We start from the raw sequence: 22,270 nt of genomic DNA, 5'->3' as shown, positions 1-22,270 counted from the left end.
CGGGGGGGGGGCGGGGGGGGGGGGCCCCGGGGGGGGGGGGGGGGCGCCCCCCCCCCCCCCGCGCGGGGGGGGGGGGGGGGTGGGCCCCCGCCCCCCCCCCCCCCCGGCCCCCCCCCCCCCGCTCACAGCACTCTGGGTGGTCAGCCGTTGAAGGACGCCGGGTGCGGGCCGGTGCGGCCGTCGCGCTCCAGCCCGTCGATGGCGGCGAGCTCGGCGTCCGTGAGGTCGAAGCCGAAGACGTCGAGATTCGCGGCGATGCGCGCGGGCGTCACCGACTTGGGGATGACGACGCGGCCCTGCTGCAGGTGCCAGCGCAGCACCACCTGGGCGGGCGTGACACCGTGCGCGCGGGCGGCGTCGACGACGGGCGCGTCGCCCAGCACGGCGCCCTGCGCCAGCGGGCTCCACGCCTCGGTCACCGCGCCGTGGCGGGCGTTCGCCGCGACGGTGTCGCGGTTCTGCAGCGCGGGGTGCAGCTCCACCTGGTTCACGACCGGGGTGCTGCCGCCGAGGGCGGCGACGCGGTCGAGGTGCTCGGGCAGGAAGTTGGACACGCCGATCGACGTCGCGAGGCCGGCGGCGCGCAGGTCCTCCAGGCCCTGCCAGGCGTCGAGGTAGTCGTCCGTGGCGGGGGTCGGCCAGTGGATGAGGTACAGGTCCACGGGGTCGAGGCCGAGCTTCTCGAGGCTCTGCTCGAGGCCCTCGCGGGCGGCGGCGCGGCCCAGCCGGTCGATCCACAGCTTGGTGGTGACGAACAGGTCGTCGCGGGCGACGCCCGACTCCGCCAGGGCGCGGCCGACGCCGCGCTCGTTGCCGTAGACGGCGGCCGTGTCGATGCTGCGGTAGCCCGCGTCGAGCGCGGCGCTCACCGCGGCCGTGGTCTCGGCGTCGGGCACCTGGAAGACGCCGAAGCCGAGCTGGGGCATGGCGGTGCCGTCGGCGAGGGAGACGGTGGGGACGTTCGCGGTCATGAGGAGGGTCCTTCCGGTGGTGCGGTGCTGGGCTCTGGGGATGTCAGACGGCGGTCGGCGCGAGCTCGCGCTCTCGCTCGGCGGCACGGGGGCGGGCGAGCTCGCCGCCACGGGTGCGGACGGCGACCAGCAGGACGCCGAGCCCGGCGACGGTGACGGCCGCGCCGACCCACAGGGGCGAGGTGTACCCCGCGCCGGCGGCGAGGGCGAGGCCGGCCGCCCAGGCGCCGAACGCGTTGCCGACGTTGAACGCGGCGATGTTGGCGCCGGAGCCGAGCGTCGGCGCGGCGTCCGTGTACCGCATGATGCGGGTCTGCAGCGCGGGCACGGTCGCGAAGCCGAAGCCGCCCATGAGCAGCAGGCCGACGACGGTCGCGGCCTTGCTCTGCGCGGTGAGGGCGAAGAGGACGAGGACGACGGCCAGCACCGCGATGACGGTGACGAGCGCCTTGACGAGGTTCCGGTCGGCGGCGCGACCGCCCAGCACGTTGCCCGTGACCGTGCCGACGCCGAACACGACGAGCAGCCACGGGACGGCGGTGCTGCTGAACCCGCTCACCCCGGTGAGCGTGAACGCGATGTAGCTGAAGGCGCCGAACATGCCGCCGTAGCCGAGCACCGTGACCGCCATCGACAGCCAGACCTGGCGGCTGCGGAAGATGCGGAACTCCGACAGCACGGAGCCGGCGGAGCGGTGCTCGGTGCGGGGCACGAGCACGGCGATGCCGACCAGGCCGAGCACGCCCACGGCGGTGACGGCCCAGAACGTGGCGCGCCAGCCCGCCGCCTGGCCGAGGAAGGTGCCGAGCGGCACCCCGGCGACGTTCGCGACGGTGAGGCCCGCGAACATGATCGAGATGGCGGCCGCGCGACGGTTCGCCGGGACGAGGTCGGCCGCGACCACCGCGCCGATCCCGAAGAACGCGCCGTGGCACAGTGCCGCGACGACCCGGCCGACCATCGTCATGCCGTAGGTGGGGGCGACGGCGCACAGCAGGTTGCCGACGATGAACAGGACCATGAGCAGCAGGAGCGCCGGCTTGCGCGGCATGCGGGACAGCGCGGCCGTCATGGCGATGGCGCCGACGGCCACGGACAGGGCGTAGCCGGAGATGAGGTAGCCGGCCACCGGCTCGGTGACGCCGAAGTCGGCGGCCACCTCCGGCAGCAGGCCCATGATGACGAACTCGGTGAGTCCGATGCCGAAGCCCCCGAGGGCGAGGGCGTACAGCGCGGCAGGCATCGAGGCCTCCAGGGTCGGGAGAGGGGAACGTTGCGCACGCAGTAGTTGCACGCGCAACGTTCTAGATAGTTGCACACGCGTTATATCGGCGCAAGGCGCTATGCTGTGACCCGGACGACGGGACACCGGGCCCGACGACGAGGCCCGCGAGGAGGCCGACATGGGAATCGCCGACGACGCCGTCGAGATCCGCGCGCGCGGCTGGCGCACGCTCGCCGCGCTGCACGGGCTGATCGAGACGGACCTGGAACGCGCGCTGCAGAAGGAGCACCAGCTCTCCGTCGTGGAGTTCACCGTGCTCGACGCACTGAGCCGCCAGGACGGCTGGCACATGCGCATGCAGCAGCTCGCGCGCGCCGCCGCGCTGTCCAGCAGCGCCACGACGCGCCTCGTCACACGCCTCGAGGACCGCGGCCTGCTCACGCGCATCCTGTGCGCCGACGACCGCCGGGGCATCTACACCGAGCTCACGCCCGCCGGTCGCGCCCTGCTGAAGCGGGCCCGGCCCACGCACGACCGCGCGCTCGAGGAGGCGCTCACGCGCGCCGAGGACATCCCGGAGATCGCGCCGCTCGCGTCGTCGCTGCACGAGGTCGCCGCGGTCTGACGGCGACGCCCCCCGAGGCGTGTCGGTGCCCGGTGCCATGCTGCGGGGATGCCGATCACCGTCGATGAGCTGCGTGAACACTTCCTCGCCGCCTGGGGCCCCGACACCTGCTACCCGCACATGAGCGCCGAGTGGACCCCCGAGCACCCCTCGCGCGACCAGTGCGGCATGACCGCACTGGTCGTCCAGGACGTCCTCGGCGGCGACCTGGTCCTCGCCGAGGTCCACGTCGACGGGGCGCAGATCGGCCACCACTACTGGAACCGGCTGCCGGACGGTACGGACGTCGACCTCACGGCGGACCAGTTCCGCCCCGAGGAGACGGTCGTCGGCGGCACGGTGGTCGTCAGGCCACCGGACGCACCCCGCTACCACCGGGAGCAGTACGAGCTCCTCCGCGACCGGGTCCTCGCCGCGCTGGGCGCCGCGTCCGAGCGCTGAGCCGAGTGCGGGACCTGCCCCTCAGGGGCGCGGCTCGACCGCGCCGCGCGGGATCCCCACCGTGGCGAGCAGGTCCTCGTGCAGCTCCATCCACACCCCGTGGACGGAGGCCGCGCCGATCCCGGCCACGCGCGTGCCGTCGCCGCCCCGCGCCGCCGCCAGGGCGTCGTCGAGCCGCACGCCGTAGCCCGCGAACCGGTCGAGCTCCGCCGCGAGCCCGGCGAGCAGCGGCCGCGCCTCGGCGGCGACGGCCCCCAGCTCGTCGAGGACGCGGGCGTCCCAGGCGGCGTCGCGATGGTCGTTGAGGTCCAGCCGGCCGCTCGCGGCGGGCCTCAGCTGCCAGTCCGTGCAGGCCTGCAGCAGCCGGGCGTTGAGCGGGTCGAAGGTCGAGAGCGCCGCGCGCACGACGGCGGACGCGCGCCCGGTCGGGTCGGCAGCGAGCTCCGCCGCGAGGCGCCGCTCCCCCTCGGCCCGACCGCGCTCGGTGAGGGACCAGCCGCCGGTCCCGGCGAACTCCGCCCAGGTCACGTGGCCGAACGCCTCGAGGTCGAGCAGGTGCTCGCGGGCGACGTCGACCGTGAGCCCCGACCGCCTTGCGACGGCCGCGGCGTCCGCCGAGCCCCGCACGCGGACGGCGTGCAGCACGAGGAGCCCAGGCTCCGACACGCGGCTCACGGCGCCTCCCCCGCTCCCGCGGACCTCGCGACGAGCCGGTCGAGCCGCTGCTGCACCGCCTGCGGGGAGCCCAGCCCCAGCGCACCCGCCATCCGCCCCCAGGTGTGACCGGCGGCGCGCGCGGAGAACAGGGCCGCCGTCTCGAGCTGCTCGGCCTCGGCGCGCGCGGCGGGCACCAGCGCGAGGGCCGCGAGCGCCCCCGCGGCATCCTCCTCGGCGGTGAGCGTCCCGCCTGCCGAGCGCCACAGGTAGTGCCGTACCAGGTCCGTCGCCGACGGCGGCACCGCGCCCGGCTGCCACGGGCGCGAGGTCAGCTTGTCCGCGCCGAGGCCGAGCAGCACGCGCCGGGCGCGCGCCTCGGCGTCGGCGTCACCCTGGTCGCGCTCGTGGTCGGCGGCCTGGCCGGCGGCACGGTCGGCGGCACGGTCGTCCGGGCGGGTCTTGCGTTCCATCCCGCGACCGTGCACCATCAACGAACTGTTGTCAATGATGTGTTGATGTCGCGCCATGGCGGCGGCGAGGACGAAGGTCAGGGGACGGAGGTGCGGCATGGACACCGTCGTGCCGCTCGACGCCGCGACGGCGGCGCACGGCGCCAAGGCGGCCGGCCTGGGCGCGCTGCGGCGGGCCGGGCTGCCGGTACCGGTCGGTGTCGTCGTCCCGCCCTCGCTCGAGGATGTCGACCTGCGGGCCGCCGTCGACGGGGCGCTCGACGCGCTGGGGCGGCGCTCGGCCGTGGCCGTGCGGTCGTCCGCGACGGACGAGGACGGGCCCAGGGCCTCGGCTGCGGGCCAGTACGAGACGGTGCTCGGCGTCACCGGCGCGAGCGACGTCGTCGCGGCGCTGCTCGCCTGCCGAGCGTCGGCCGCCGGGCCGCGGGTCACCGCCTACCGGGCGGCGACGAGCGGCGCACCGGCTGCCGGAACACCCGCCGCCGACGTCGCCGTCGTCGTGCAGCGGCTGGTCGACGCCCGCGCGGCGGGGGTGCTGTTCACCGGCGGCGGGCGCACCGTCGTCGAGGGCTCCTGGGGGTTGGGCGAGAGCGTGGTGCAGGGCACCGTCGACCCCGACCGGTGGACCGTCGTCGCCGGGCGCGTCGTCGAGCACCGCACCGGCGACAAGCGCACCCGCGTGGACCGCTCCCCCGGCGGCACCAGGACCCGCGACGTCCCGGCGGCGGACCGCGACCGCCCCTGCCTCGACGACGACGCCGTGCTGCGCCTCGCCGCGCTCGGGCGACAGGTCGCCGACCTGCGCGGCGGCCCGCAGGACGTCGAGTGGGCGGTGGACGATGCCGGCACGGCCTGGCTGCTGCAGGCCCGCCCGGTCACGGCCGCCCTCCCCGTCGACCGCTGTGAGCGGGAGACCGGCCCTGATCGAGGGGCAGGACGGGGCCAGGCTCCCGCTCACAGCGACGACGGGGTGCTGCGGGGCACCGGGGCGAGCGGCGGCCGGGCGAGCGGGCCGGCGCGGGTGGTGCGCGGACCGGACGACTTCGGCGCGGTCCGGCCCGGCGACGTGCTGGTGTGCCGCGAGACGGACCCCGCGTGGACGCCGCTGTTCGGCGTCGTCGCCGCCGTCGTCACCGAGACGGGTGGGCTGCTGTCGCACGCGGCGATCGTCGCGCGCGAGCTGCGGCTGCCCGCCGTGCTCGGCGTGCCCGCGGCGACCGACGCCCTGCGCGACGCCGGCGCGGTCGTCGTGGACGGCGACGCGGGGACCGTCGCGCGCCCGTGACCTGGGCACGGGCTGGACATCCCGTGGACGCCCGCGCGCCGTCGTGGAACCATCCCGCCATGACCACGACGACGCCGGCGACGCCGCCGGCGCTCCCGGCCACGCCCGGGCCTCCCGTCGAGCACGCCCTCGACCCGTTCACGCCCGACCGGCCGCCGGCGGCGTGGGGCCTGCGGGTGCTGGCGGCGCTCCTCGACTCCGCGCTCGTGGCGGCGGTGGCCTTCCTCGCGACGGGCGCCGCGCCGACCCTCGCCGCGCTCCCGGGCCTGGGCGAGCCCGGCGGCGACGGCGGCGCGGGGTGGACCGCGGGGACCCTGCTGGCGCTCGGGGCGCTCCAGGCGTACACCGGCATGACGCCCGGCAAGCGGGTGGCCGGCGTTGCGGTGGTCGACGACCGCTCCGGCCGGCCGATCGGGCTGCCCGGCACGGTGCTGCGCTGGTTCGCGCACGTCCTCGACGCGATCGTGCTGATCGGCTACCTGCGCGCGGCGTTCCGAAAGGACGGCCGCACCTTCGCCGACTCGCTGCTCGGCACCGTCGCGGTGCGCACGACGAGGCCCGAGCCGCACCCCCTCGTCGCGCGACTCCGCACGGCTCGCGACACGCACGCGCCGTGGCTGCGCTGGCCGCACCGCGTCACCGCCGTCGCCGCGTTCGTGCTCTGCGTGCCCGCCGCCGGGATGAGCCTGCTGGTGGGCGCGGGCTCTCAGACCGAGGGGCCCGTCGTCGTCGGGTCCTGCCGGCTCACGGACGAGAGCGTCGACGTCTCGGCGTCGGCGACGATCGTCGCGCAGCGCGCGGAGAGCTGGGAGTCACGGCTGGGCATCCACCGCAACGCCACGACGACGTGGCGCCTCGGCGCGCGGTGGACCGTGCCCGCCGACTGGCCGACGCAGCCCACCGGCACCCCCACCCTCGAGGCCCGCGCCGCCGACGACGAGCCCGCTACGACCGTCCCTGACGACGGCGACCCGCTCTGGGCCGACGGATCCTGGCCGGAACCGGCGCAGGACGCGGCCGGCGGCACGCCCACGACGCTCCGGTCGGAGACCCTCGTGACGCACGACGAGCTCGCCGAGGGGTGGGCCGCCACCGTCCTCGACGGGGTCGGCGAGTGCGGCACGGCACTCACCCTCCCGTTGGACCCCGACCTGGCGCCGTGACGCGACGTCAGGGGCGGAACCTCGTCTGCCCGTGCGGCGACTTGGCGAACGCGAGCACCTTGTCGGTGACGACCCGGTAGACGAGCGCGCGCTGGCCGTGCGGGTCGAAGGACTCGTCGTCGTTCTCGAAGTCCCAGGCGTCGCCGTACTTGGCGCGGAAGCCGTCGGCGAGCCGGCGGAGCTCCGGCTCGCCGGTCGCGCGGACGACGACGCCCTCCACGACGACGTCGAGCCCGGCGTCCCACTCCGGGGACCCGATCGTCACGGCCACATGCGGGCTGTGTGCGAGGTTGTGGGCCTTCTGCTCGCCGGGGCCGGTGCAGAAGACGAAGCCGTCGTCGGTCCACAGCCCGACGAGCGGCGTGACGTGCGGGCGGCCGTCCGCCCGGACGGTGACGAGCCGGTACAGGGTCGCGGCCGTCAGCGCGGCCTCGACCTCCGGCCAGGGGGTGGGCGCGGTGGCCTCGCTGAAGCGGGCGTCGAGGGTTCCGGTGGGGGTCATGACAGGACAGACCCGCCGGGCCGACGGAACTCGTCGGCCCGGCGGGTCCGGGATCCTGCGGCGGTCGACTCAGCGGCTGTGCGCCGACACGTCGCCCATCGTGGTGGTGGCGCGGATCGCGACCTGGACGTCGCCGCCGCTGTTCGTGATCGAGTTGTTGATGCGGCCCAGCGTCGTGCCCGCGTCGAGCGACGCGGTGACGCCGGACGCGACGCCCACGGTCACGTCGCCGGCCTGGGTGCTCAGGTCGAGCGCACCCTGCACGGCCTCCTCCACGCGGAGGTCGCCCTTCGCGGTGCTCAGCGTGCCGGGGCCGGTGAGCCGGCCGACGGTGATGTCGCCGGCCTGCGTGGCGAGGCGGGCGCTCGCCGCCTCGTCGATCTTGACGTCACCGTGCGCGGTCTCGACGACGACGGCGCCCAGGCGCCCGACGCCGCGCAGGGGGGCGCTCGCCGCGGTGACCTCGACCGCGGACCCAGCGGGCAGCTGCACCGTGACCTCGACAGAGCCGGAAGGCCCGAAGGCCCGGTGCCCGTCGGGCGCCGCGACGCGCAGGACGCCGTCGGCGTACGCGACGGTGGTCTGCTCGGCGGCCTCGACGTCGCGGCGCTTCGAGGCGTCGGCGGGCCGCACCTCGACCGCGGTGTCGGACCGGTCGGCGGCGACGAAGGTGAGGCGCCCGGCCGGGACGTCGACGACGGCGGAGACGGGGGCGGGGGTGGCGAAGTTCTGCATCGTTCTCAGCTCCTGCGATGGTCGGTGCGGTGACTTTCTGACATGCGAAACGCTACGTTGCGTTCGTAGATCGGGCAAGAGCAATGTTGCATCAGACGACCGTTTGCGCAGGTCACAATGCCACTATCGTTGCACCAGGCCTGAAAATCAACGCAACCACCGCGCTTGAGCCCGTTGCACCTGACTCGAAGTGAACGTAACGTGGCACCCGGCCCGACCCCGGGCCCGACCCCAGGAGGACGCCATGCCGGGAGGCCGGCTCACCGCCCAGGAGCGCCAGCAGATCGCGCTGGGCCTCGCCGACGACCTCGCGTACGCCGAGATCGCCCGCCGGCTCGACCGCCCGACGTCGACCGTCACGCGCGAGGTGATGCGCAACGGCGGCCCCGGCGGCTACCGCGCCGACCTCGCGCAGCGCGCCACCCAGCAGCGCGCGCACCGTCGTCGTCCCGCCTCGCCGCGCGCGACGTCCGGCTCGGGGGCCGCGACCGACGACGCGGCCCTGCGGGAGTACGAGGAGACGTTCACGACGCTGCTCATGCAGTCCGGCCTCCCCCGCATGTCCGCGGCCGTGCTCACGCGGCTGTACGTGGCGGACTCGGGCAGCCTCACCGCGGCGGAGCTGGTCGAGAGGCTGCAGGTGAGCCCGGCGTCGGTGTCCAAGGCGGTCGCGCTGCTGGAGAACCTGGGGCTGATCCGCCGCGAGCGCGAGGACGGGCGCCGCGAGCGCTACGCCGCCGACGGCGACGCCTGGTACCAGTCGATGATCGCCGCCGCGCGCTCCAACGCCGCGCTCGCCGCCACCGCCCGGCAGGGGGTCGACGTCCTGGGCCGCGACTCCGCCGCGGGCGCGCGCCTGGAGAACATGGCCCGCTTCATCGACTTCGTCGCCGACAGCATCACCCGCGCGGCCGAGCAGGCCCGCGACCTGCTGCACACCGGCCCGGCTACTTGATCGCGCCCATCGACAGGCCGCGCACCAGCTGCTTCTGCGCGATCCACCCGGCGAGGATCACCGGCAGCGACGCGAGCAGCGCGGCGGCGCAGAGCCGCGCGAGGAACAGGCCCTCGCTCGTCATCGTCGAGACGATGAAGATCGGCACGGTGGCGGCGCGCGACGCGGTGAGGTTGAGCGCGAAGAAGAACTCGTTCCACGCGAAGATCACGCAGATGAGCGCCGTCGCGGCGATGCCGGGCGCGACCATCGGGATGAGCACGGACCGCAGCGTCTTCATCAGCCCCGCGCCGTCGACGGCGGCCGCCTCGAGCACCTCGGCGGGGATCTCCTGGAAGAACGACCGCATCATCCACACCGCGATCGGCAGGTTCATCGCCGTGTACAGCACGACCAGTGTCCAGATGTTGTCGAGCACCTTGAGCTGCCCGGCGATGACGTAGATCGGCACGATGACGGCCACGACCGGCAGCATCTTGGTGGAGATGAAGAAGAACAGCACGTCACTGACCTTCTCCACCGGCCGGATCGACAGCGCGTACGCGGCGGGGATGCCGAGCAGCAGCACGAGGACGGTCGAGACGCCGGTGGCGATCGCCGAGTTCGCGACGTACGTGCCGGACTCCCCGACCACCGCCTGGAACTGGTCGAGCGTCGGGGTGAAGAACCACGTGGGCGGGTCGGACGACGCCTGGTTCTCCTGCTTGAACGCCGTCATCGCCATCCACAGGACGGGGAAGAAGAACCCGAGCGCGAGGATCCAGGTGAGGGTGGTGAGCAGCCCCCCGGTGACGCTGCTCCGGCCTGAGCGGCGCGCGGCCGCGGACGGGGCGACAGGCGTGCGCGGGGCCGTTTCGGTGGCGGTCATGCTCACTCCTTGACGTCGAAGCTGCGGAAGATGAGCCGCAGCGCGGCGGAGGCGACGATGATCGTGGCGATGACGACGACGACGCCCATCGCGGCGGCCTGCCCGACGTCGAAGCCGAGGAAGGCGCGCTGGTAGATGTAGAACGGCAGGTTGGCGCTGGCCGTCCCGGGGCCGCCGGCGGTCATGAGGTAGATCTGGTCGAACGTGTTGACCACGTAGATGATCCCGAGCAGCACGCCCAGCTCGATGTACCGGCGCAGCTGCGGCAGCGTGATCGACCCGAAGGTGCGCCACCAGCCGGCGCCGTCCATCGCGGCGGCCTCGAGCACGTCCTTCGGCTGGGCCTGCAGCCCGGCCAGGACGAGCAGCATCATGAACGGCGTCCACTGCCACACCAGGGCCATGAGGATCGCGACGATCGGGTACGTGGAGGTCCAGTCGACGGGGTCGATGCCCACCAGCCCGAGCGTCCAGTTGAACAGCCCGTACGTCGGGTTGAGCATCGCCATCGACCACAGCACCGAGCTGGCCACGGGCATGATGAGGAACGGCGTGATGAGCAGCGTGCGCGCCACGCCCCGGCCGCGGAACGGCCGGTCGAGCAGGATCGCGAGCACGATGCCCAGCACCATCGCGACCAGCACGCAGCCGAGGGTGATGACCACCGAGTTGAGCGCCGTCTGGCGGAACACCGAGTCGCGCGCGATGTCGAGATAGTTCGAGAGCCCGACGAAGAGGTCGGAGTCGGGGCGCAAGAGGTTCCGCGAGTGCAGCGAGTACCAGATCGTCACGAGGAACGGGATCTGCGTGACGACGATCGTGAAGACCAGCGCCGGCAGCAGCGGCCCGCGGCGGCGCCACCGCTCGGCGCGGGAGTACCGGTGCTTGTCCGCGCGGGCGGCGCGCTGGGCCTGCGCGCGCCGCAGGTTCCCGGCCTGCGTGGTGACGGCGGTCATCGCTCGTTCTCCCTGCGGTACGTCTCGGCGACGGTCTCGGCGTACTGCTGCGACTGCTCCAGCGCGTCCGCCACCGACTTCTGCCCCGCGATCGCGGCCGACATCTGCTGCCCCACGCGGGTGCCGAGATCCTGGAACTCGGGGATGCCGACGAACTGGATGCCCGGGTACGGCACGGGCGCCACCATCGTCTTCTCCTGGGTGGCCTCGCTCATCGCGGTGAGGGTCGCGTCGGCGTACGCCTCCGAGACCTCCGCGTACTGCGGGATCTCGTACGTGGACAGCCGGCTGCCGGGCGGCACCCGCTCCCAGGAGAGCGTGGAGCCGACCAGCGTGATGTAGTCCTTGTCGGTCATCCACGACACGAAGTCCCAGGCGGCGTCCTTGTGCTCGCTGGTGGACGGGATCGCCAGGGACCAGGAGTACAGCCAGCCGGCCGCGTCGGTCTCGCTCACCGGCGCGGGCACGTAGCCCGTCTTGCCCGCCACGGTCGACGACGCCGGGTCCTCGATCGACGAGACCATCGACGTCGCGTCGTACCACATGGCCGCCTGGCCCTGCGCGAACCGGGTGAGGCAGTCGCCGAAGCCGGAGGTCGCGGCGCCAGGCTGCCCGTACTGCTGCACGGTGTCGACGTACGTCTCGACGGCCTCGCGCACCTCGGGCGAGTCGAGGCGGGCGTTCCCGCCCTCGTCGAACCACTGCCCCCCGTAGGTGTTCATCACGGTCGTCATGGGGGCCATGACCTCGCCCCACCCGGCCAGCCCGCGCAGGCAGATGCCCGCGAAGTCCTGCGACGGGTCGTGGAGCTCGGCGGCCAGCTCGCGGACGTCGTCCCAGGTGGGACGGTCCGGCATGGTGAGGCCCGCCTGCTGGAAGAGGTCCTTGCGGTAGGCGAGGAACGACGACTCGCCGTAGAACGGCACCGAGTAGAGGTCGCCGTCCACCGACAGCGCCTCCCGCACGCTGGGCACGAAGTCGTCCGGGTCGTAGCCCTCGGTGGCGTCGGCGTACGGCTGCAGGTTCTCGATCCAGCCGTTCTCGGCCCACATCGGCGTCTCGTAGTTGGAGATCATCACGACGTCGAACTCCCCGCCGCCGGTGGCGACGGACGCGGTGATCTTGGCGCGGGCCTCGTTCTCCGGCAGGGACACGAAGCGCACGTCGATGCCGGGGTGCTCCTTGCGGAACTCGTCCTGGAGGGAGATCGCGTCCTGCATCTGCGGGTTCGAGACGATCGCCACGACGATCTGCTCGCCGTCTCCCCCGCCGACGGCGCCCGCCCCCGCGCAGGCGGCCAGGGAGAGCCCGAGGACGGCGGCGCCGGCCGCGGCGGCGAGCCTCCGGGTTCGTGGTCGGAACATCGCTGTCCTCACGTCGTCGGTCCTGTCGGTGTATCTCGACGAGCTCCGGCGCGCACAGATGAGATGCGGCGCTGCGCTCATCTGTATGGACAGTAGTTCGTGATGCTCACGTGAGCAAGGACCGAGCGCTCAGAGTGGCGCGGCGGCCCGACCTGCGAGGAGGATGATCCCGTGACCGACGCCGAGCACGCCCGCCTCCTCGTGGAGGTCAGCCGCGACTACTACCTCGACAACCGCTCCAAGGTCGACATCGCGTCCGCCCGCGGCATCTCCCGCTTCCAGGTGGCCCGGCTGCTCGCCGAGGCGCGCGAGAGCGGCGTCGTACGGATCGAGATCTCGCCGCCCGCCCACCTGGACGCCGGCCGCGCCCGGCGCCTGGCCGAGCGCCTCGGCGCGCGCGAGGTCGTGATCGCCGGCGCGGCCGGCACCCCCGGCGCGACGCGCGAGTCGGTCGCCCGTGCGCTCGCCGGCGTCGTCTCCGCGCACGTGCGCGAGGGCGCGACCCTCGGCGTCTCCTGGTCCCGCACGATCGAGATCGCGGTGCGCCACCTCGATCCCCTGCCCGCGTGCGACGTCGTGCAGCTGGTCGGCGCGCTGCCGGTGGACGGGTCGGGCGACTCGCTCGACATGATCCAGGGCTTCCGCCGGATGCCGGGCGTGCGCACCTGGCCGGTCTGGTCGCCGCTGCTCGTGGCCGACCCCGGCACGGCCGCCGGCATGCGCCGGCAGCCCGAGATCGCCGCCGCCCTCGACCGCGCCGACGGCCTCGACGTCGCCGTCGTCGCGATCGGGGCGTGGACGGCCACCGGATCCACCGTGTTCCCCCAGGTCACGGGGGACGAGCGGCGCGCCGCCACCGCCGCGGGGACCGTCGCCGAGTGCTCCGGACGGCTCTTCGACGCCGAGGGCCGCCGCGTCGTCACGCCGCTCGACGCCCGCGTGGTGGGCGTGACCTTCGACCAGCTCGTCCGCACCCCCGAGGTCGTCACCGCCGGCTACGGGCGCGAGGCCGCGCCCGGCCTGCGCGCCGCCGTCGCGGGCGGCATCGCCACCACCGTCGTGTGCGACGACGCCGCCGCGGGCGCGCTCGAGGAGCTGGTGGACGCGTCCGCCGGGTAGCGCCGCCGCTGTCCCGATTGCGGGCATGACCTGCGCCGTCGAGCCTGGGGGTGACCGAGGAGGCCACCATGACCGAGTCCGGCGAGCACCAGCCCGAGCGTCGCGCACGGGCGGACGACGACGCCACGCACGACGTCCCCGACACCCCGCGCGCGCCGTCCGACGCGCCGAAACCGTCCTGGGGCCGGGCCCTCAAGGGCACGGTCCGTGAGTTCGGGGCCGACCAGTGCACCGACCTCGCCGCCGGGCTGACGTACTACGCCGTCCTGGCGTCCGCGCCCGCGCTGCTGGCGCTGGTGTCGCTGCTGGGGTTCGTGGGGAACCCCGAGAGCGCCCTCAAGTCGATGCTGAGCACCCTCGAAGAGTTCCTCCCCGAGGACATGATCGGCATCGTCGAGCCGCTCATCGAGAACGCGGTCGGCAACACGGGCGCGGGGATCGCCCTCGTCGTCGGTCTCGTGCTCGCGCTCTGGTCGGCGTCGGGGTACGTCGGGGCGTTCGGCCGCGCGATGAACCGCATCTACGACGTCGAGGAGGGGCGCCCGGTCTGGAAGCTGCGCCCGGCGATGTTCGCGCTGACCCTGGTGGTGCTGATCATCGCCACCGTCGTGGTCGCGAGCCTGGTGCTCTCCGGGCCGATCGCCCGGTCCGTGGGCGAGGCGATCGGCCTGGGGGACGTCGCCCTCACCGTGTGGGGCATCGCGAAGTGGCCGGTGGCGCTCCTGCTCGTCGTCGTCGCCGTGGCGATGCTGTACCACTTCACCCCGAACGTGAAGCGGCCGCGGTTCCGCTGGCTGAGCGTCGGCGCTGTCGTCGCCATCGTCGTGACCGCGATCGCGTCCGCGGCGTTCGGCTGGTACGTCGGCAGCAGCTTCTCCAACTACGGCTCGTACGGCATCCTCGCCACGTTCATCGTGCTGCTGCTGTGGCTGTGGATCGTCAACCTCGTGCTGCTGTTCGGCGCCGAGCTCGACGCCGAGGTGGAGCGCAGCCGCGAGCTCAACGACGGCATCGCCGCCGAGGAGAACATCCAGCTCCCGCCGCGCGACACCAAGGCCAGCGACAAGAAGGCCGGCAAGCGGCGCGACGCCGTCGCCGAGGACCGCGCGGTCCGCGAGGCCGCCGCCCGCGACCGCGCGGCGGACTGAGCGCGGCCGACCGAGCGCGGCCGGCTGACGGACGCCTCCGGGGCTCAGCCCGCGACGAGGCCCTCGACCGTCGCGCGGGCGCCGAGCGTGTGCAGCGAGTCCAGCGCGGCGGTGTACGCCTCGACGAACCGCGGCTCCGACGCCAGGTCGCCGAAGAGCTCCTCGTCGCGGACGAACACCAGCGGGTCCTCCCGGTTCCTCGCCGCCGCGGCCTTCAGGCGGTCCGCGAGGCGGTCGACGATCTCGATGGGCTCGCCCTGCTCGTCCACGGCCTCGTCGTACCGCGCCCACGCGGCGACGACGGCCGCGGACCGGTGCACGTCGCCGCCGGAGGCGAGGTTCGCCCGGATCACCGGGACGAGCCACTTGGGGATGCGGTCGGAGGACTCGGCGCACAGGCGGGCGAGCGTGTCGCGCACGTGCGGGTTGGCGAACCGCTCGATCAGCGTGGCCTCGTACTCCTCGAGGTCCACGCCCGGCACGGGCAGCAGCGTCGGGGCGCCCTCGCGCGCCATGTAGTCGCGCAGGAAGCGCACGAACGTCTCGTCGGCGCAGACCTCGTGCGCGTACCGGTACCCGGCCAGGTAGCCCAGGTAGCACAGGGCCTGGTGGCTGGCGTTGAGCAGGCGCAGCTTCATCAGCTCGTACGGCTCGACGTCGTCGACGAGCTGCGCGCCGACCTCCTCGTACGGCGGGCGCCCGTCCGCGAACCGGTCCTCGACCACCCACTGCGTGAACGGCTCCGCCACGACCGGCCACGCGTCGTCGACCCCGAACCGCTCGGCCACCATGGTGCGGTCGTCGTCCGTGGTGACGGGAGTGATGCGGTCGACCATCGAGTTGGGGAACGGGACGTGCTCCTCGATCCACCCGGCGAGCTCCGGGTCCTTGAGCCGCGCGAACGCGGCGAACATGCGGTGCGCGACGTCGCCGTTGCCCTGGATGTTGTCGCAGCTCTGCACGGTGAACGGCGGGACGCCGCGGTCCCGGCGGCGGCGCAGCGCCTCCGTGACCAGCCCGAACGTCGTGGCGGGCACGGCGCCGGGCTCCAGGTCCGCACGCACGGCCGGGTCGTCGGCGTCGAACTCGCCCGTCACCGGGCTGACGTTGTAGCCGCCCTCCGTGACGGTCAGCGACACGATGCGGATCTCCGGGGAGGCCATCGTCGAAAGCACCGCCTCCGGGTCGTCCGGCGCGAGCAGGAAGTCCACGATCGAGCCGATGACGCGGCCCTCGAGCGTGCCGTCGGGGTGCTTGAGCACCAGCGTGTACATCCCGTCCTGCGCGGCGAGCGCGTCGCGCATGCGGGCGTCGTGCGGCAGCACGCCGACGCCGCAGATCGCCCAGTCGAGCGCCTGGCCGGCGTTCATCAGCCGGTCCAGGTACATCGCCTGGTGCGCGCGGTGGAACCCGCCGACGCCCAGGTGCACGATGCCGGCGCGCAGGCGGCTGCGGTCGTACTGCGGGACAGCCAGGTCGTCGCTCGCGAGCGACTCCACGGTCTCGGCGCTGAGTGCGGTCATGGTGCGTCCTTGCTCCGTCGGGTACGGGAAGGACCAACGTAGCAAACGAGCACTGCGATGGTCACAGATGAGCGCGGGAATGCCATCACCGCGGCCGGTGCCCCGTCCGCGCGTCGACCATCCGCGCGCCCGTGAGGACACAGGCGAGGCCGCGCCGGTCGCCGGTCGCGACGACGCCGACCAGGGCCGCGAGCGCCACCACGTTCTGCAGCGCCCCGGCCCACGCGTTCGACGCGTCGCCGGGCGGCACCGCCTCCACGATCCCCAGCACCCCGTACAGGCCGAGCACGAGGTACCCGCGGGCGAGGCGCCGCGCGAGCGGACCGCGTCGCAGCGCCCCCGCGCCGTCGGGCCATCGCGGCTCCAGCCACACCGCCCGCTGCCCCAGCGACGCGCCCGAGCCGACCCACGGCGGCAGGAGGAAGACCACGACGGCGGGCACCACCGTGCCGAGCAGCACGTCGGGCCACGTCGTCGCCGACGAGACGTCCCGACCGGTCGCCAGCACCCCCACCCGGTAGGCGAGCTGCAGCGCCGCCCCCAGCGCGAACGCGGCGAGCAGGTCGGTGACCATCCCCAGGACGCGGCGCCAGAACGTCACCGGCCGCGGCTCCAGGCGCGCGGCGGCGAGCTCGCGCGCCTGCGGCATCCAGCGCAGCACGACGGGTGCGACGAGCGCGCCGAGCAGGCCGCCGAGCGTGTTGGTGAGCACGTCGTCCACGTCGGCCACGCGGTAGGAGCACGGGATGATCCCGAGGATCCCGGTGTACTGCACCGTCTCGATCGCGACCGACGCGACGAGCGCGCTCAGGGTGGACCCGGCCACGCCCCACCCGAGGTATCGCCGCGCCAGCACGCCCCACGGCACGAAGAGCAGCACGTTGAACGCCACCTGCAGCACCGCGGCGCTGCGCAGCGTGGCCAGCAGCCCGAGGCCCGCCGTCTCCCGGCGGACGTCGTCCAGCGAGTGCAGGGGCACCAGCTCCGCGCCGGGGACCCCGTGCGCCGCGCACCACGCGGCCAGGTCCCCCGACGGCAGCGGCAGCAGCGTGTACGCGAGCAGCGTCACGACGTACACCGCGAGCGCCGCGGCGCCGAGCACCCGCCGCGCGTCGAGCCGCCCGTATCGTCGCTGCTGCACCAGCAGCACGGGGATCAGCACCCCGAGGAACACCAGCACCCCGAGGCCGACGCCCACCGCGGCCGGCCATGTCCATCGATCGATCACGCCGCCGACGGTAGGCGGCTACGGCTGGGTCAGCGCGCTCAGATCGCCGATCGTGCCGTCGAACACGTTCATGTCGATGTGCTCCTCCTCGCCGGCGTAGCCGGGGAGCGTGTCGCGGTCGGAGTACTGCCAGAACTCCCAGTCGCGGCGCGGCAGGTCGGGGGTGGAGGCGACGGACCGGATCCACAGCGGGTACCGGTCGTAGTCGTCACCCAGGTAGTCCGCCCGGATCTGCTGCGTCGTGTAGAGGATCGGCGGCACGCCGTAGTGGTCCTCGAGCGCGTCGAGCATCGGGTCGAGGATGCCCCGGAGCTCGTCGACCGTCGGCGGGTCGGCCGCGAAGTCGCCGTAGTACTCGACGTCGACGACGGGCGGCAGGGTGCCGCTCTCGGCGGGCACGACGTCGATCATGTGCGCCGCCTGGTCGGCGCCGGGGCTCTCGAAGGAGAGGAAGTGGTAGGCGCCGACGAGCAGGTCGGTGGCGCGGGCTCCCTCCCAGCTCGCCGCGAACCGCTCGTCCTCGTGGGCGGAGCCCTCGGTGGCCTTGATGAACGCGAAGTCCAGGTCCTGGTCCGCGAGCACGGGCCAGTCGATCTCGCCCTGGTAGGCGGACACGTCGACGCCGCGCACGGCGTACCGGTCGGCAGCCAGGCGGTTGGGCCAGAGCACCCCGTTCCACACCAGCAGCGCCAGCACGCCCAGCAGCACGACGACGGCCCCGACGGCGACCGCCAGCGCACGACGACCCCGACCTCGCCCTGCTCGCTCGCCGCTCATCCCGCTGATGATCCCCGATCACGCCCACGCCGGGCCACCACCGGGCCGGTCGGACGGCGCGCGCCGCGACGCGGCCCGCGGAATGATGCCCTCATCCGAGGTGAGGAGACGCATGACCGACGCCACCGACCAGGCTGCGGCGCCGCCGTCGACCACCTCCCCGGCGCTGCGGCTGCTCCGCACGGCGAGGCGTGCCCCGTTCACGCTCGGGATCGTCGCGCTGATGCTCGTGCTCGGCGTCGTCACCGGCGCCCTGTGGTCGCCGTTCGAGGACCACCCGTGGTTCGCGAACGTCGCGTTCGGCGCCCCGGCGTTCGCCGACGGACGGTGGTGGACGCCCGTCACGGGCTCGCTGTTCGCCCTCGAACCGTGGGAGTACGTGGCTGTCGCCGGGGTCTTCCTCCTGCTCGTCGGCTGGACGGAGCTCCGCCTCGGGACCCGGCGCGCGGTCGTCACGGCGGTGACCTGCCAGCTCGTCGGCGTCGTCGGGACCGCCGGCGGTCTCGCCCTCCTGGCCCGGACGGGCTGGGACTGGGCGGAACGTCTGGCGCAGGTGCTCGACGTCGGCTTCAGCGCGGGGGTCGTCGGGGCGGTGACCGTGACGGCGTTGAGCCTGGCACCGCCGTGGCGCTTCCGGGCGAGCGCCCTGATCGCGATCTACGTCCTGGCCGCCCTCGTGATCTGGGGCGGGATCGCGGACGTCGAGCACGTCGTCGGCTGGGCGGCCGGGCTCGTCGTCGCCCGCCCGGTGCTGGGAGCGAGGCTGGGGCGCGGCACACGCGCCGGGCGCCTGCAGCGCGACCGGGCGACGGCCGCCGGCTACTTCGCGATCTCGGCCCTGATCGTGGTGCTCACGAGCTTCGCCGCCGGGCCCAGCGAAGGACCGCTGGGCGAGGTCGCCAGCAGCGGCTGGCCGACGGGTGTCCTCGCCGTCGCGGTCGACCTGGTCCTCGCCGTCGGCCTGCTCCGGGGCAGGAGGTCGTGGTGGCGGCTGGCCGTGGCGCTCACGCTGCTCGGGGTGCTCGGCGAGGCGCTCTTCGCGCTGGCCGCGTCCCTCGCGCTGCCCGAGGAGCTGCCGCTCGTGCTGCTCATGCTCCTGCTGGACCTGGGTGCGCTGGCGCTGCTGGTCGTCCGGCGGTCGTCGTTCCGCGCCCGCCGGCACGCGCGGCCGTCGGCGGGGGCCCGGCTGGACCAGGACGACGCGCGCGCGACGCTCCGCCGGCTCGGGGCGGGCCAGCGGCTGGCCTGGATGACGACCTGGGACGGGCTCGAGCGGTGGACGCCCGAGGGGCAGGACGGGTACGTCGCCTACCAGGCGCACGCCGGCGTCGTCGTCGTCCTCACGGACCCGGTCGGCGACGGGCCGGACGGCCGTGCGGAGCTGGTGGACGCCTTCGTGGGGGCGGCGTCGACGGCGGGCGCGGGGTCGTGCTTCTTCTCCGCGAGCGAGGAGGTCGCGGAGATCGGGCGATCGCGCGGCTGGACCCTCGTGCCGGTGGCCCAGGAGGCCGTGATCGACCTGCCGGGCCTGGAGTTCCGGGGCAAGAAGTGGCAGGACGTGCGCACGGCGCTCAACCAGGCCGCGAAGCAGGGCATGGAGCACCGGCTGGTGCGACTGGTCGACGAGCCGCCCGAGACGCTCGCGCAGGTGCGGGCGATCTCCGAGGCGTGGCTCGGCGACAGCGACCTGCCGGAGATGGCCTTCACGCTGGGCGGGGTGCGCGAGGCCCTCGACCCGGAGGTGCGCGTGGGGCTCGCGGTGGACGGCGAGGGTCGGGTGCACGGCGTGACGAGCTGGCTGCCCGTGCACGCACCGGACGGGCAGGTCGTCGGGTGGACGCTCGACGTCATGCGGCGCGCACCGGACTCGTTCCGCTACACGATGGAGCTGCTCATCGCGTCCGCCCTCACGACGTTCCGGGACGAGGGCGCCCTGGAGGCATCGCTGTCCGGCAGCCCGCTCGCCCACGGCGACCTCCCCTCTCCCGGGGGCCTCGACGCCGTCCTCGACCGCCTCGCGGAGCGCCTCGAGCCCCTCTACGGGTTCGAGTCCCTGCACCGTTTCAAGATGAAGTTCCAGCCACGGAACGCTCCGCTCTACCTCGTGGTGACCGAGCCCGCGACCCTCCCCCTGGTGGGACTCGCCCTCGTGCGGTGCTACCTGCCCGACGTGCACGCGCGCGAGCTGGTCGCGGCCGCCCGGTCGTCCCGCCGCTGAGCGCGCGGCGCACGGCGTCGCCCGTCACTTGATGCCCGTGGTGGCGATGCCGCGGACCAGGAACCTCTGACCGAAGAGGAACACGAAGAACACGGGCAGCAGCGACACGATGGACATCGCGAACATGGCTCCCCAGTTGCTCTCCCCCTGCGAGTCGACGAACAGCCGCAGCGCGACCGGCACGGTCATCATGTCCGTGTCGGTGAGGTAGATGAGGGCGCTGAAGAACTGGTTCCAGGTGCCGATGAACGTGAAGATCGCCGTCGTCGCGAGGGCCGGCGTCATCAGCGGCAGGATGATGCGCAGGAAGATCCGCGCATGGCCGGCGCCGTCGATCCGGGCGGCCTCGTCCAGCTCCTTGGGCAGCCCCCGGATGAACTGGACCATGAGGAAGATGAAGAACGAGTCGGTCGCGAGCATGTTCGGCCCGACCAACGGCCAGAACGTGTTCACCATGCCGAGCTGGGAGAACAGCACGTACTGCGGCACCAGCGTGACGTGCCCCGGCAGCATGATCGTGATGAGCATGATCGCGAAGAGCAGCGTCTTGGCGGAGAACCGCATCCGCGCGAACGCGTAGGCCGCCATCGAGCACGAGACGAGCGTGCCGAGCACGGACCCGAGCACCACGACCGCCGAGTTGAGCATGTAACGGCCGAAGGGGTGGCTGAGCGCGTTCCACCCGTCCGGGTAGTGCGACAGGTCGACGTCGCTCAGCCACAGGCCGGGCTGGCTGAAGATGAGGTCGTCCGGCCGCAGGGACGAGACCACCATCCACAGCAGCGGGTAGATCATCACGGCGCCCGTGACGATCAGCACGAGGTGCTTGAGGACGCTCCGCACGGGGTGGGAGGAGCGCCGACGTCGCGCGGCGACCGGCGCGGGCTCCTGGGGGGCCGGGGCCGTCTCGACGTCCCGCTGGATGGTGTCAGTCATCGTAGTAGACCCAATACTTCGAGGCGATGAAGTTGACGGCGGTGAGGGCGCCCACGATGAGGACAAGCAGCCACGCCATCGCGGAGGCGTAGCCCATCTCGAAGTCCTTGAACCCCGTGTTGTAGAGGTACATCGTGTAGAAGAGCGTCGAGTCGGACGGGCCGCCGATCCCGCCCGAGATGATGAACGCCTGGGTGAACGACTGGAACGCCCCGATCGTCTGCAGCACGATGTTGAAGAAGATGATCGGGGTGAGCATCGGCATGGTGATGCGCCAGAACTGCTTGGCCTTGGTGGCCCCGTCGACGGCGGCCGCCTCGTAGTACATGGTCGGGATCTGCCGCAGCCCGGCGAGGAAGATGATCATCGGCGACCCGAACGTCCACACGTGCAGCAGGATGATCGTGCCGAGCGCCGTGTCCGGGCTGGAGATCCAGCCCATCCCCTCGATGCCGAAGAGGCCGAGCACCTGGTTGACCAGGCCGGTCGTGCCGAAGATCTGGCGCCACAGGATGGCGATGGCCACCGACCCGCCCAGCAGCGACGGCAGGTAGAAGACCGAGCGGTAGAAGGACAACCCGCGCATGCCCCGGTTGAGCGCCACCGCGATGAAGAGCGCCACGGCGAGCTGGAGGGGCACTCCCACGACGACGTAGGTGAGGGTCACCCGGAGCGACTGGTGGAGGCGGTCGTCGGTCAGCATCCGGAGGTAGTTCTCCAGGCCGACCCAGTTCGGGTCCTCGAGCAGGTTGTAGTCGGTGAACGACAGGTAGAACGACGCGATCATCGGGCCTGCCGTGATGACCACCAGCCCCAGGAGCCACGGGAGCAGGAAGACCAGGGCCGCCTTGTTGTCCCGTCGCGCCGCCTTCCGCTCACGCGGGTCCAGGGGGCGACCGCCTCGCTTCAGCTTCGAGAGCTCGGTGATCGCGCTCATCCGGACGAGCCCGTCTGCGCTGTGGAACGATTCATCGCGTGGACCTCCTCGACCACGGAGCGCTGCGCACCAGCGCGCAACTTTTGGGGTAACCGTTGACCACAGTATCGAACTCTTCGTAGTCTGGGAAGCGCCTTCCCGCTCGCCGACGCCGACCGTCGCGAGCC

Annotated in this window: 22 protein-coding genes; 8 read left to right on the top strand and 14 right to left on the bottom strand. The window is 73.5% G+C overall.

Annotated elements, in window-relative coordinates; genetic code table 11:
* Positions 1-140: 140 nt before the first annotated feature.
* Together ACH443_RS19730 and ACH443_RS19725 are read right to left on the bottom strand one after the other, a co-directional pair.
* A complete protein-coding gene (locus tag ACH443_RS19730) occupies positions 141-971 on the bottom strand; it encodes an aldo/keto reductase (protein ID WP_430591272.1) in 831 nt (276 codons plus the stop codon).
* Between the two features lie 43 nt (positions 972-1,014).
* Positions 1,015-2,214, bottom strand: a complete 1,200-nt coding sequence (locus tag ACH443_RS19725; protein WP_430591271.1) for an MFS transporter — start codon at positions 2,212-2,214, stop codon at positions 1,015-1,017.
* A 160-nt stretch (positions 2,215-2,374) separates the two neighbouring features.
* Between ACH443_RS19725 and ACH443_RS19720 the strand changes: the two genes are divergently transcribed.
* Both ACH443_RS19720 and ACH443_RS19715 read left to right on the top strand, forming a co-directional pair.
* Positions 2,375-2,821 (top strand): MarR family winged helix-turn-helix transcriptional regulator, encoded by a 447-nt coding sequence (locus ACH443_RS19720; RefSeq protein ID WP_430591270.1) that lies wholly within the window; start codon positions 2,375-2,377, stop codon positions 2,819-2,821.
* A gap of 48 nt (positions 2,822-2,869) precedes the next feature.
* Positions 2,870-3,262: a YunG family protein gene (locus ACH443_RS19715; protein ID WP_429763001.1), complete on the top strand. Its 393-nt coding sequence runs from the start codon at positions 2,870-2,872 to the stop codon at positions 3,260-3,262.
* 21 nt (positions 3,263-3,283) lie between these two features.
* Here ACH443_RS19715 and ACH443_RS19710 read toward each other — a convergent pair whose 3' ends face one another.
* On the bottom strand, positions 3,284-3,937 hold the full coding sequence (locus ACH443_RS19710) for a transcriptional regulator (protein ID WP_430591269.1): 654 nt from the start codon (positions 3,935-3,937) through the stop codon (positions 3,284-3,286).
* Positions 3,934-4,389, bottom strand: coding sequence for a DNA-binding protein (locus ACH443_RS19705; protein WP_430591268.1), 456 nt, complete (start codon positions 4,387-4,389; stop codon positions 3,934-3,936). The genes ACH443_RS19710 and ACH443_RS19705 overlap by 4 nt, the downstream gene beginning before the upstream one ends.
* Before the next feature lie 97 nt (positions 4,390-4,486).
* On the opposite strand from ACH443_RS19705, the gene ACH443_RS19700 reads away from it, so the two are divergent.
* Positions 4,487-5,674, top strand: a complete 1,188-nt coding sequence (locus ACH443_RS19700; protein WP_430591267.1) for a PEP/pyruvate-binding domain-containing protein — start codon at positions 4,487-4,489, stop codon at positions 5,672-5,674.
* A 59-nt stretch (positions 5,675-5,733) separates the two neighbouring features.
* Positions 5,734-6,837 (top strand): RDD family protein, encoded by a 1,104-nt coding sequence (locus ACH443_RS19695; RefSeq protein WP_430591266.1) that lies wholly within the window; start codon positions 5,734-5,736, stop codon positions 6,835-6,837.
* A gap of 7 nt (positions 6,838-6,844) precedes the next feature.
* Here the strand turns inward: ACH443_RS19695 and ACH443_RS19690 are convergent, their stop codons facing one another.
* Entirely contained in the window at positions 6,845-7,339 is a 495-nt protein-coding gene (locus tag ACH443_RS19690; protein ID WP_430591265.1) for a pyridoxamine 5'-phosphate oxidase family protein, read from the bottom strand.
* 69 nt (positions 7,340-7,408) lie between these two features.
* Positions 7,409-8,074, bottom strand: coding sequence for a DUF4097 family beta strand repeat-containing protein (locus tag ACH443_RS19685; protein WP_430591264.1), 666 nt, complete (start codon positions 8,072-8,074; stop codon positions 7,409-7,411).
* Between the two features lie 244 nt (positions 8,075-8,318).
* Between ACH443_RS19685 and ACH443_RS19680 the strand changes: the two genes are divergently transcribed.
* Positions 8,319-9,029, top strand: a complete 711-nt coding sequence (locus ACH443_RS19680; RefSeq protein WP_430591263.1) for a MarR family transcriptional regulator — start codon at positions 8,319-8,321, stop codon at positions 9,027-9,029.
* Here the strand turns inward: ACH443_RS19680 and ACH443_RS19675 are convergent.
* Genes ACH443_RS19675 through ACH443_RS19665 form a run of 3 tightly spaced genes read right to left on the bottom strand, consistent with a single transcriptional unit; the run spans position 9,022 to position 12,217 of the window.
* Positions 9,022-9,897 carry a carbohydrate ABC transporter permease gene (locus ACH443_RS19675; RefSeq protein WP_429762993.1) on the bottom strand — a complete coding sequence of 292 codons (876 nt, stop codon included), beginning with the start codon at positions 9,895-9,897 and terminating at the stop codon, positions 9,022-9,024. The genes ACH443_RS19680 and ACH443_RS19675 overlap by 8 nt on opposite strands.
* A 2-nt stretch (positions 9,898-9,899) precedes the next feature.
* Entirely contained in the window at positions 9,900-10,853 is a 954-nt protein-coding gene (locus tag ACH443_RS19670) for a carbohydrate ABC transporter permease (RefSeq protein WP_429762992.1), read from the bottom strand.
* Positions 10,850-12,217, bottom strand: coding sequence for an ABC transporter substrate-binding protein (locus ACH443_RS19665; protein ID WP_430591262.1), 1,368 nt, complete (start codon positions 12,215-12,217; stop codon positions 10,850-10,852). Before ACH443_RS19665 ends, ACH443_RS19670 begins: the two co-directional genes overlap by 4 nt.
* A gap of 171 nt (positions 12,218-12,388) precedes the next feature.
* Here ACH443_RS19665 and ACH443_RS19660 point away from each other — a divergent pair, with 171 nt between their 5' ends.
* Together ACH443_RS19660 and ACH443_RS19655 are read left to right on the top strand one after the other, a co-directional pair.
* Positions 12,389-13,336: a sugar-binding transcriptional regulator gene (locus ACH443_RS19660; RefSeq protein ID WP_429762990.1), complete on the top strand. Its 948-nt coding sequence runs from the start codon at positions 12,389-12,391 to the stop codon at positions 13,334-13,336.
* A 68-nt stretch (positions 13,337-13,404) separates the two neighbouring features.
* Entirely contained in the window at positions 13,405-14,484 is a 1,080-nt protein-coding gene (locus ACH443_RS19655) for a YihY/virulence factor BrkB family protein (protein ID WP_430591261.1), read from the top strand.
* A gap of 44 nt (positions 14,485-14,528) precedes the next feature.
* Here ACH443_RS19655 and ACH443_RS19650 read toward each other — a convergent pair whose 3' ends face one another.
* From ACH443_RS19650 to ACH443_RS19640, 3 genes are all read right to left on the bottom strand, one after another.
* The gene (locus tag ACH443_RS19650; protein ID WP_430591260.1) at positions 14,529-16,007 is read right to left on the bottom strand and encodes a mannitol dehydrogenase family protein; all 1,479 of its coding nucleotides are present in this window, start codon (positions 16,005-16,007) and stop codon (positions 14,529-14,531) included.
* Positions 16,008-16,092: 85 nt separating this feature from the next.
* Positions 16,093-17,235, bottom strand: coding sequence for a VanZ family protein (locus ACH443_RS19645; protein ID WP_430555505.1), 1,143 nt, complete (start codon positions 17,233-17,235; stop codon positions 16,093-16,095).
* Positions 17,236-17,253: 18 nt separating this feature from the next.
* On the bottom strand, positions 17,254-18,012 hold the full coding sequence (locus ACH443_RS19640) for a GH25 family lysozyme (protein ID WP_430591259.1): 759 nt from the start codon (positions 18,010-18,012) through the stop codon (positions 17,254-17,256).
* Between the two features lie 112 nt (positions 18,013-18,124).
* Here ACH443_RS19640 and ACH443_RS19635 point away from each other — a divergent pair, with 112 nt between their 5' ends.
* Entirely contained in the window at positions 18,125-20,230 is a 2,106-nt protein-coding gene (locus ACH443_RS19635) for a bifunctional lysylphosphatidylglycerol flippase/synthetase MprF (RefSeq protein ID WP_430591258.1), read from the top strand.
* Between the two features lie 24 nt (positions 20,231-20,254).
* On the opposite strand, the gene ACH443_RS19630 is transcribed toward ACH443_RS19635, so the two are convergent.
* Both ACH443_RS19630 and ACH443_RS19625 read right to left on the bottom strand, forming a co-directional pair.
* The gene (locus ACH443_RS19630) at positions 20,255-21,025 is read right to left on the bottom strand and encodes a carbohydrate ABC transporter permease (RefSeq protein WP_429763213.1); all 771 of its coding nucleotides are present in this window, start codon (positions 21,023-21,025) and stop codon (positions 20,255-20,257) included.
* 133 nt (positions 21,026-21,158) lie between these two features.
* On the bottom strand, positions 21,159-22,103 hold the full coding sequence (locus tag ACH443_RS19625; RefSeq protein ID WP_429762983.1) for a carbohydrate ABC transporter permease: 945 nt from the start codon (positions 22,101-22,103) through the stop codon (positions 21,159-21,161).
* Between the last annotated feature and the right edge of the window lie 167 nt (positions 22,104-22,270).

The sequence above is a fragment of the Isoptericola sp. NPDC019571 genome, assembly GCF_044389385.1.
Taxonomy (GTDB): domain Bacteria; phylum Actinomycetota; class Actinomycetes; order Actinomycetales; family Cellulomonadaceae; genus Isoptericola; species Isoptericola nanjingensis.
The sequence above is the reverse complement of the archived record's forward strand: the minus strand, read 5'-3'. Positions and strand labels throughout refer to the sequence as shown.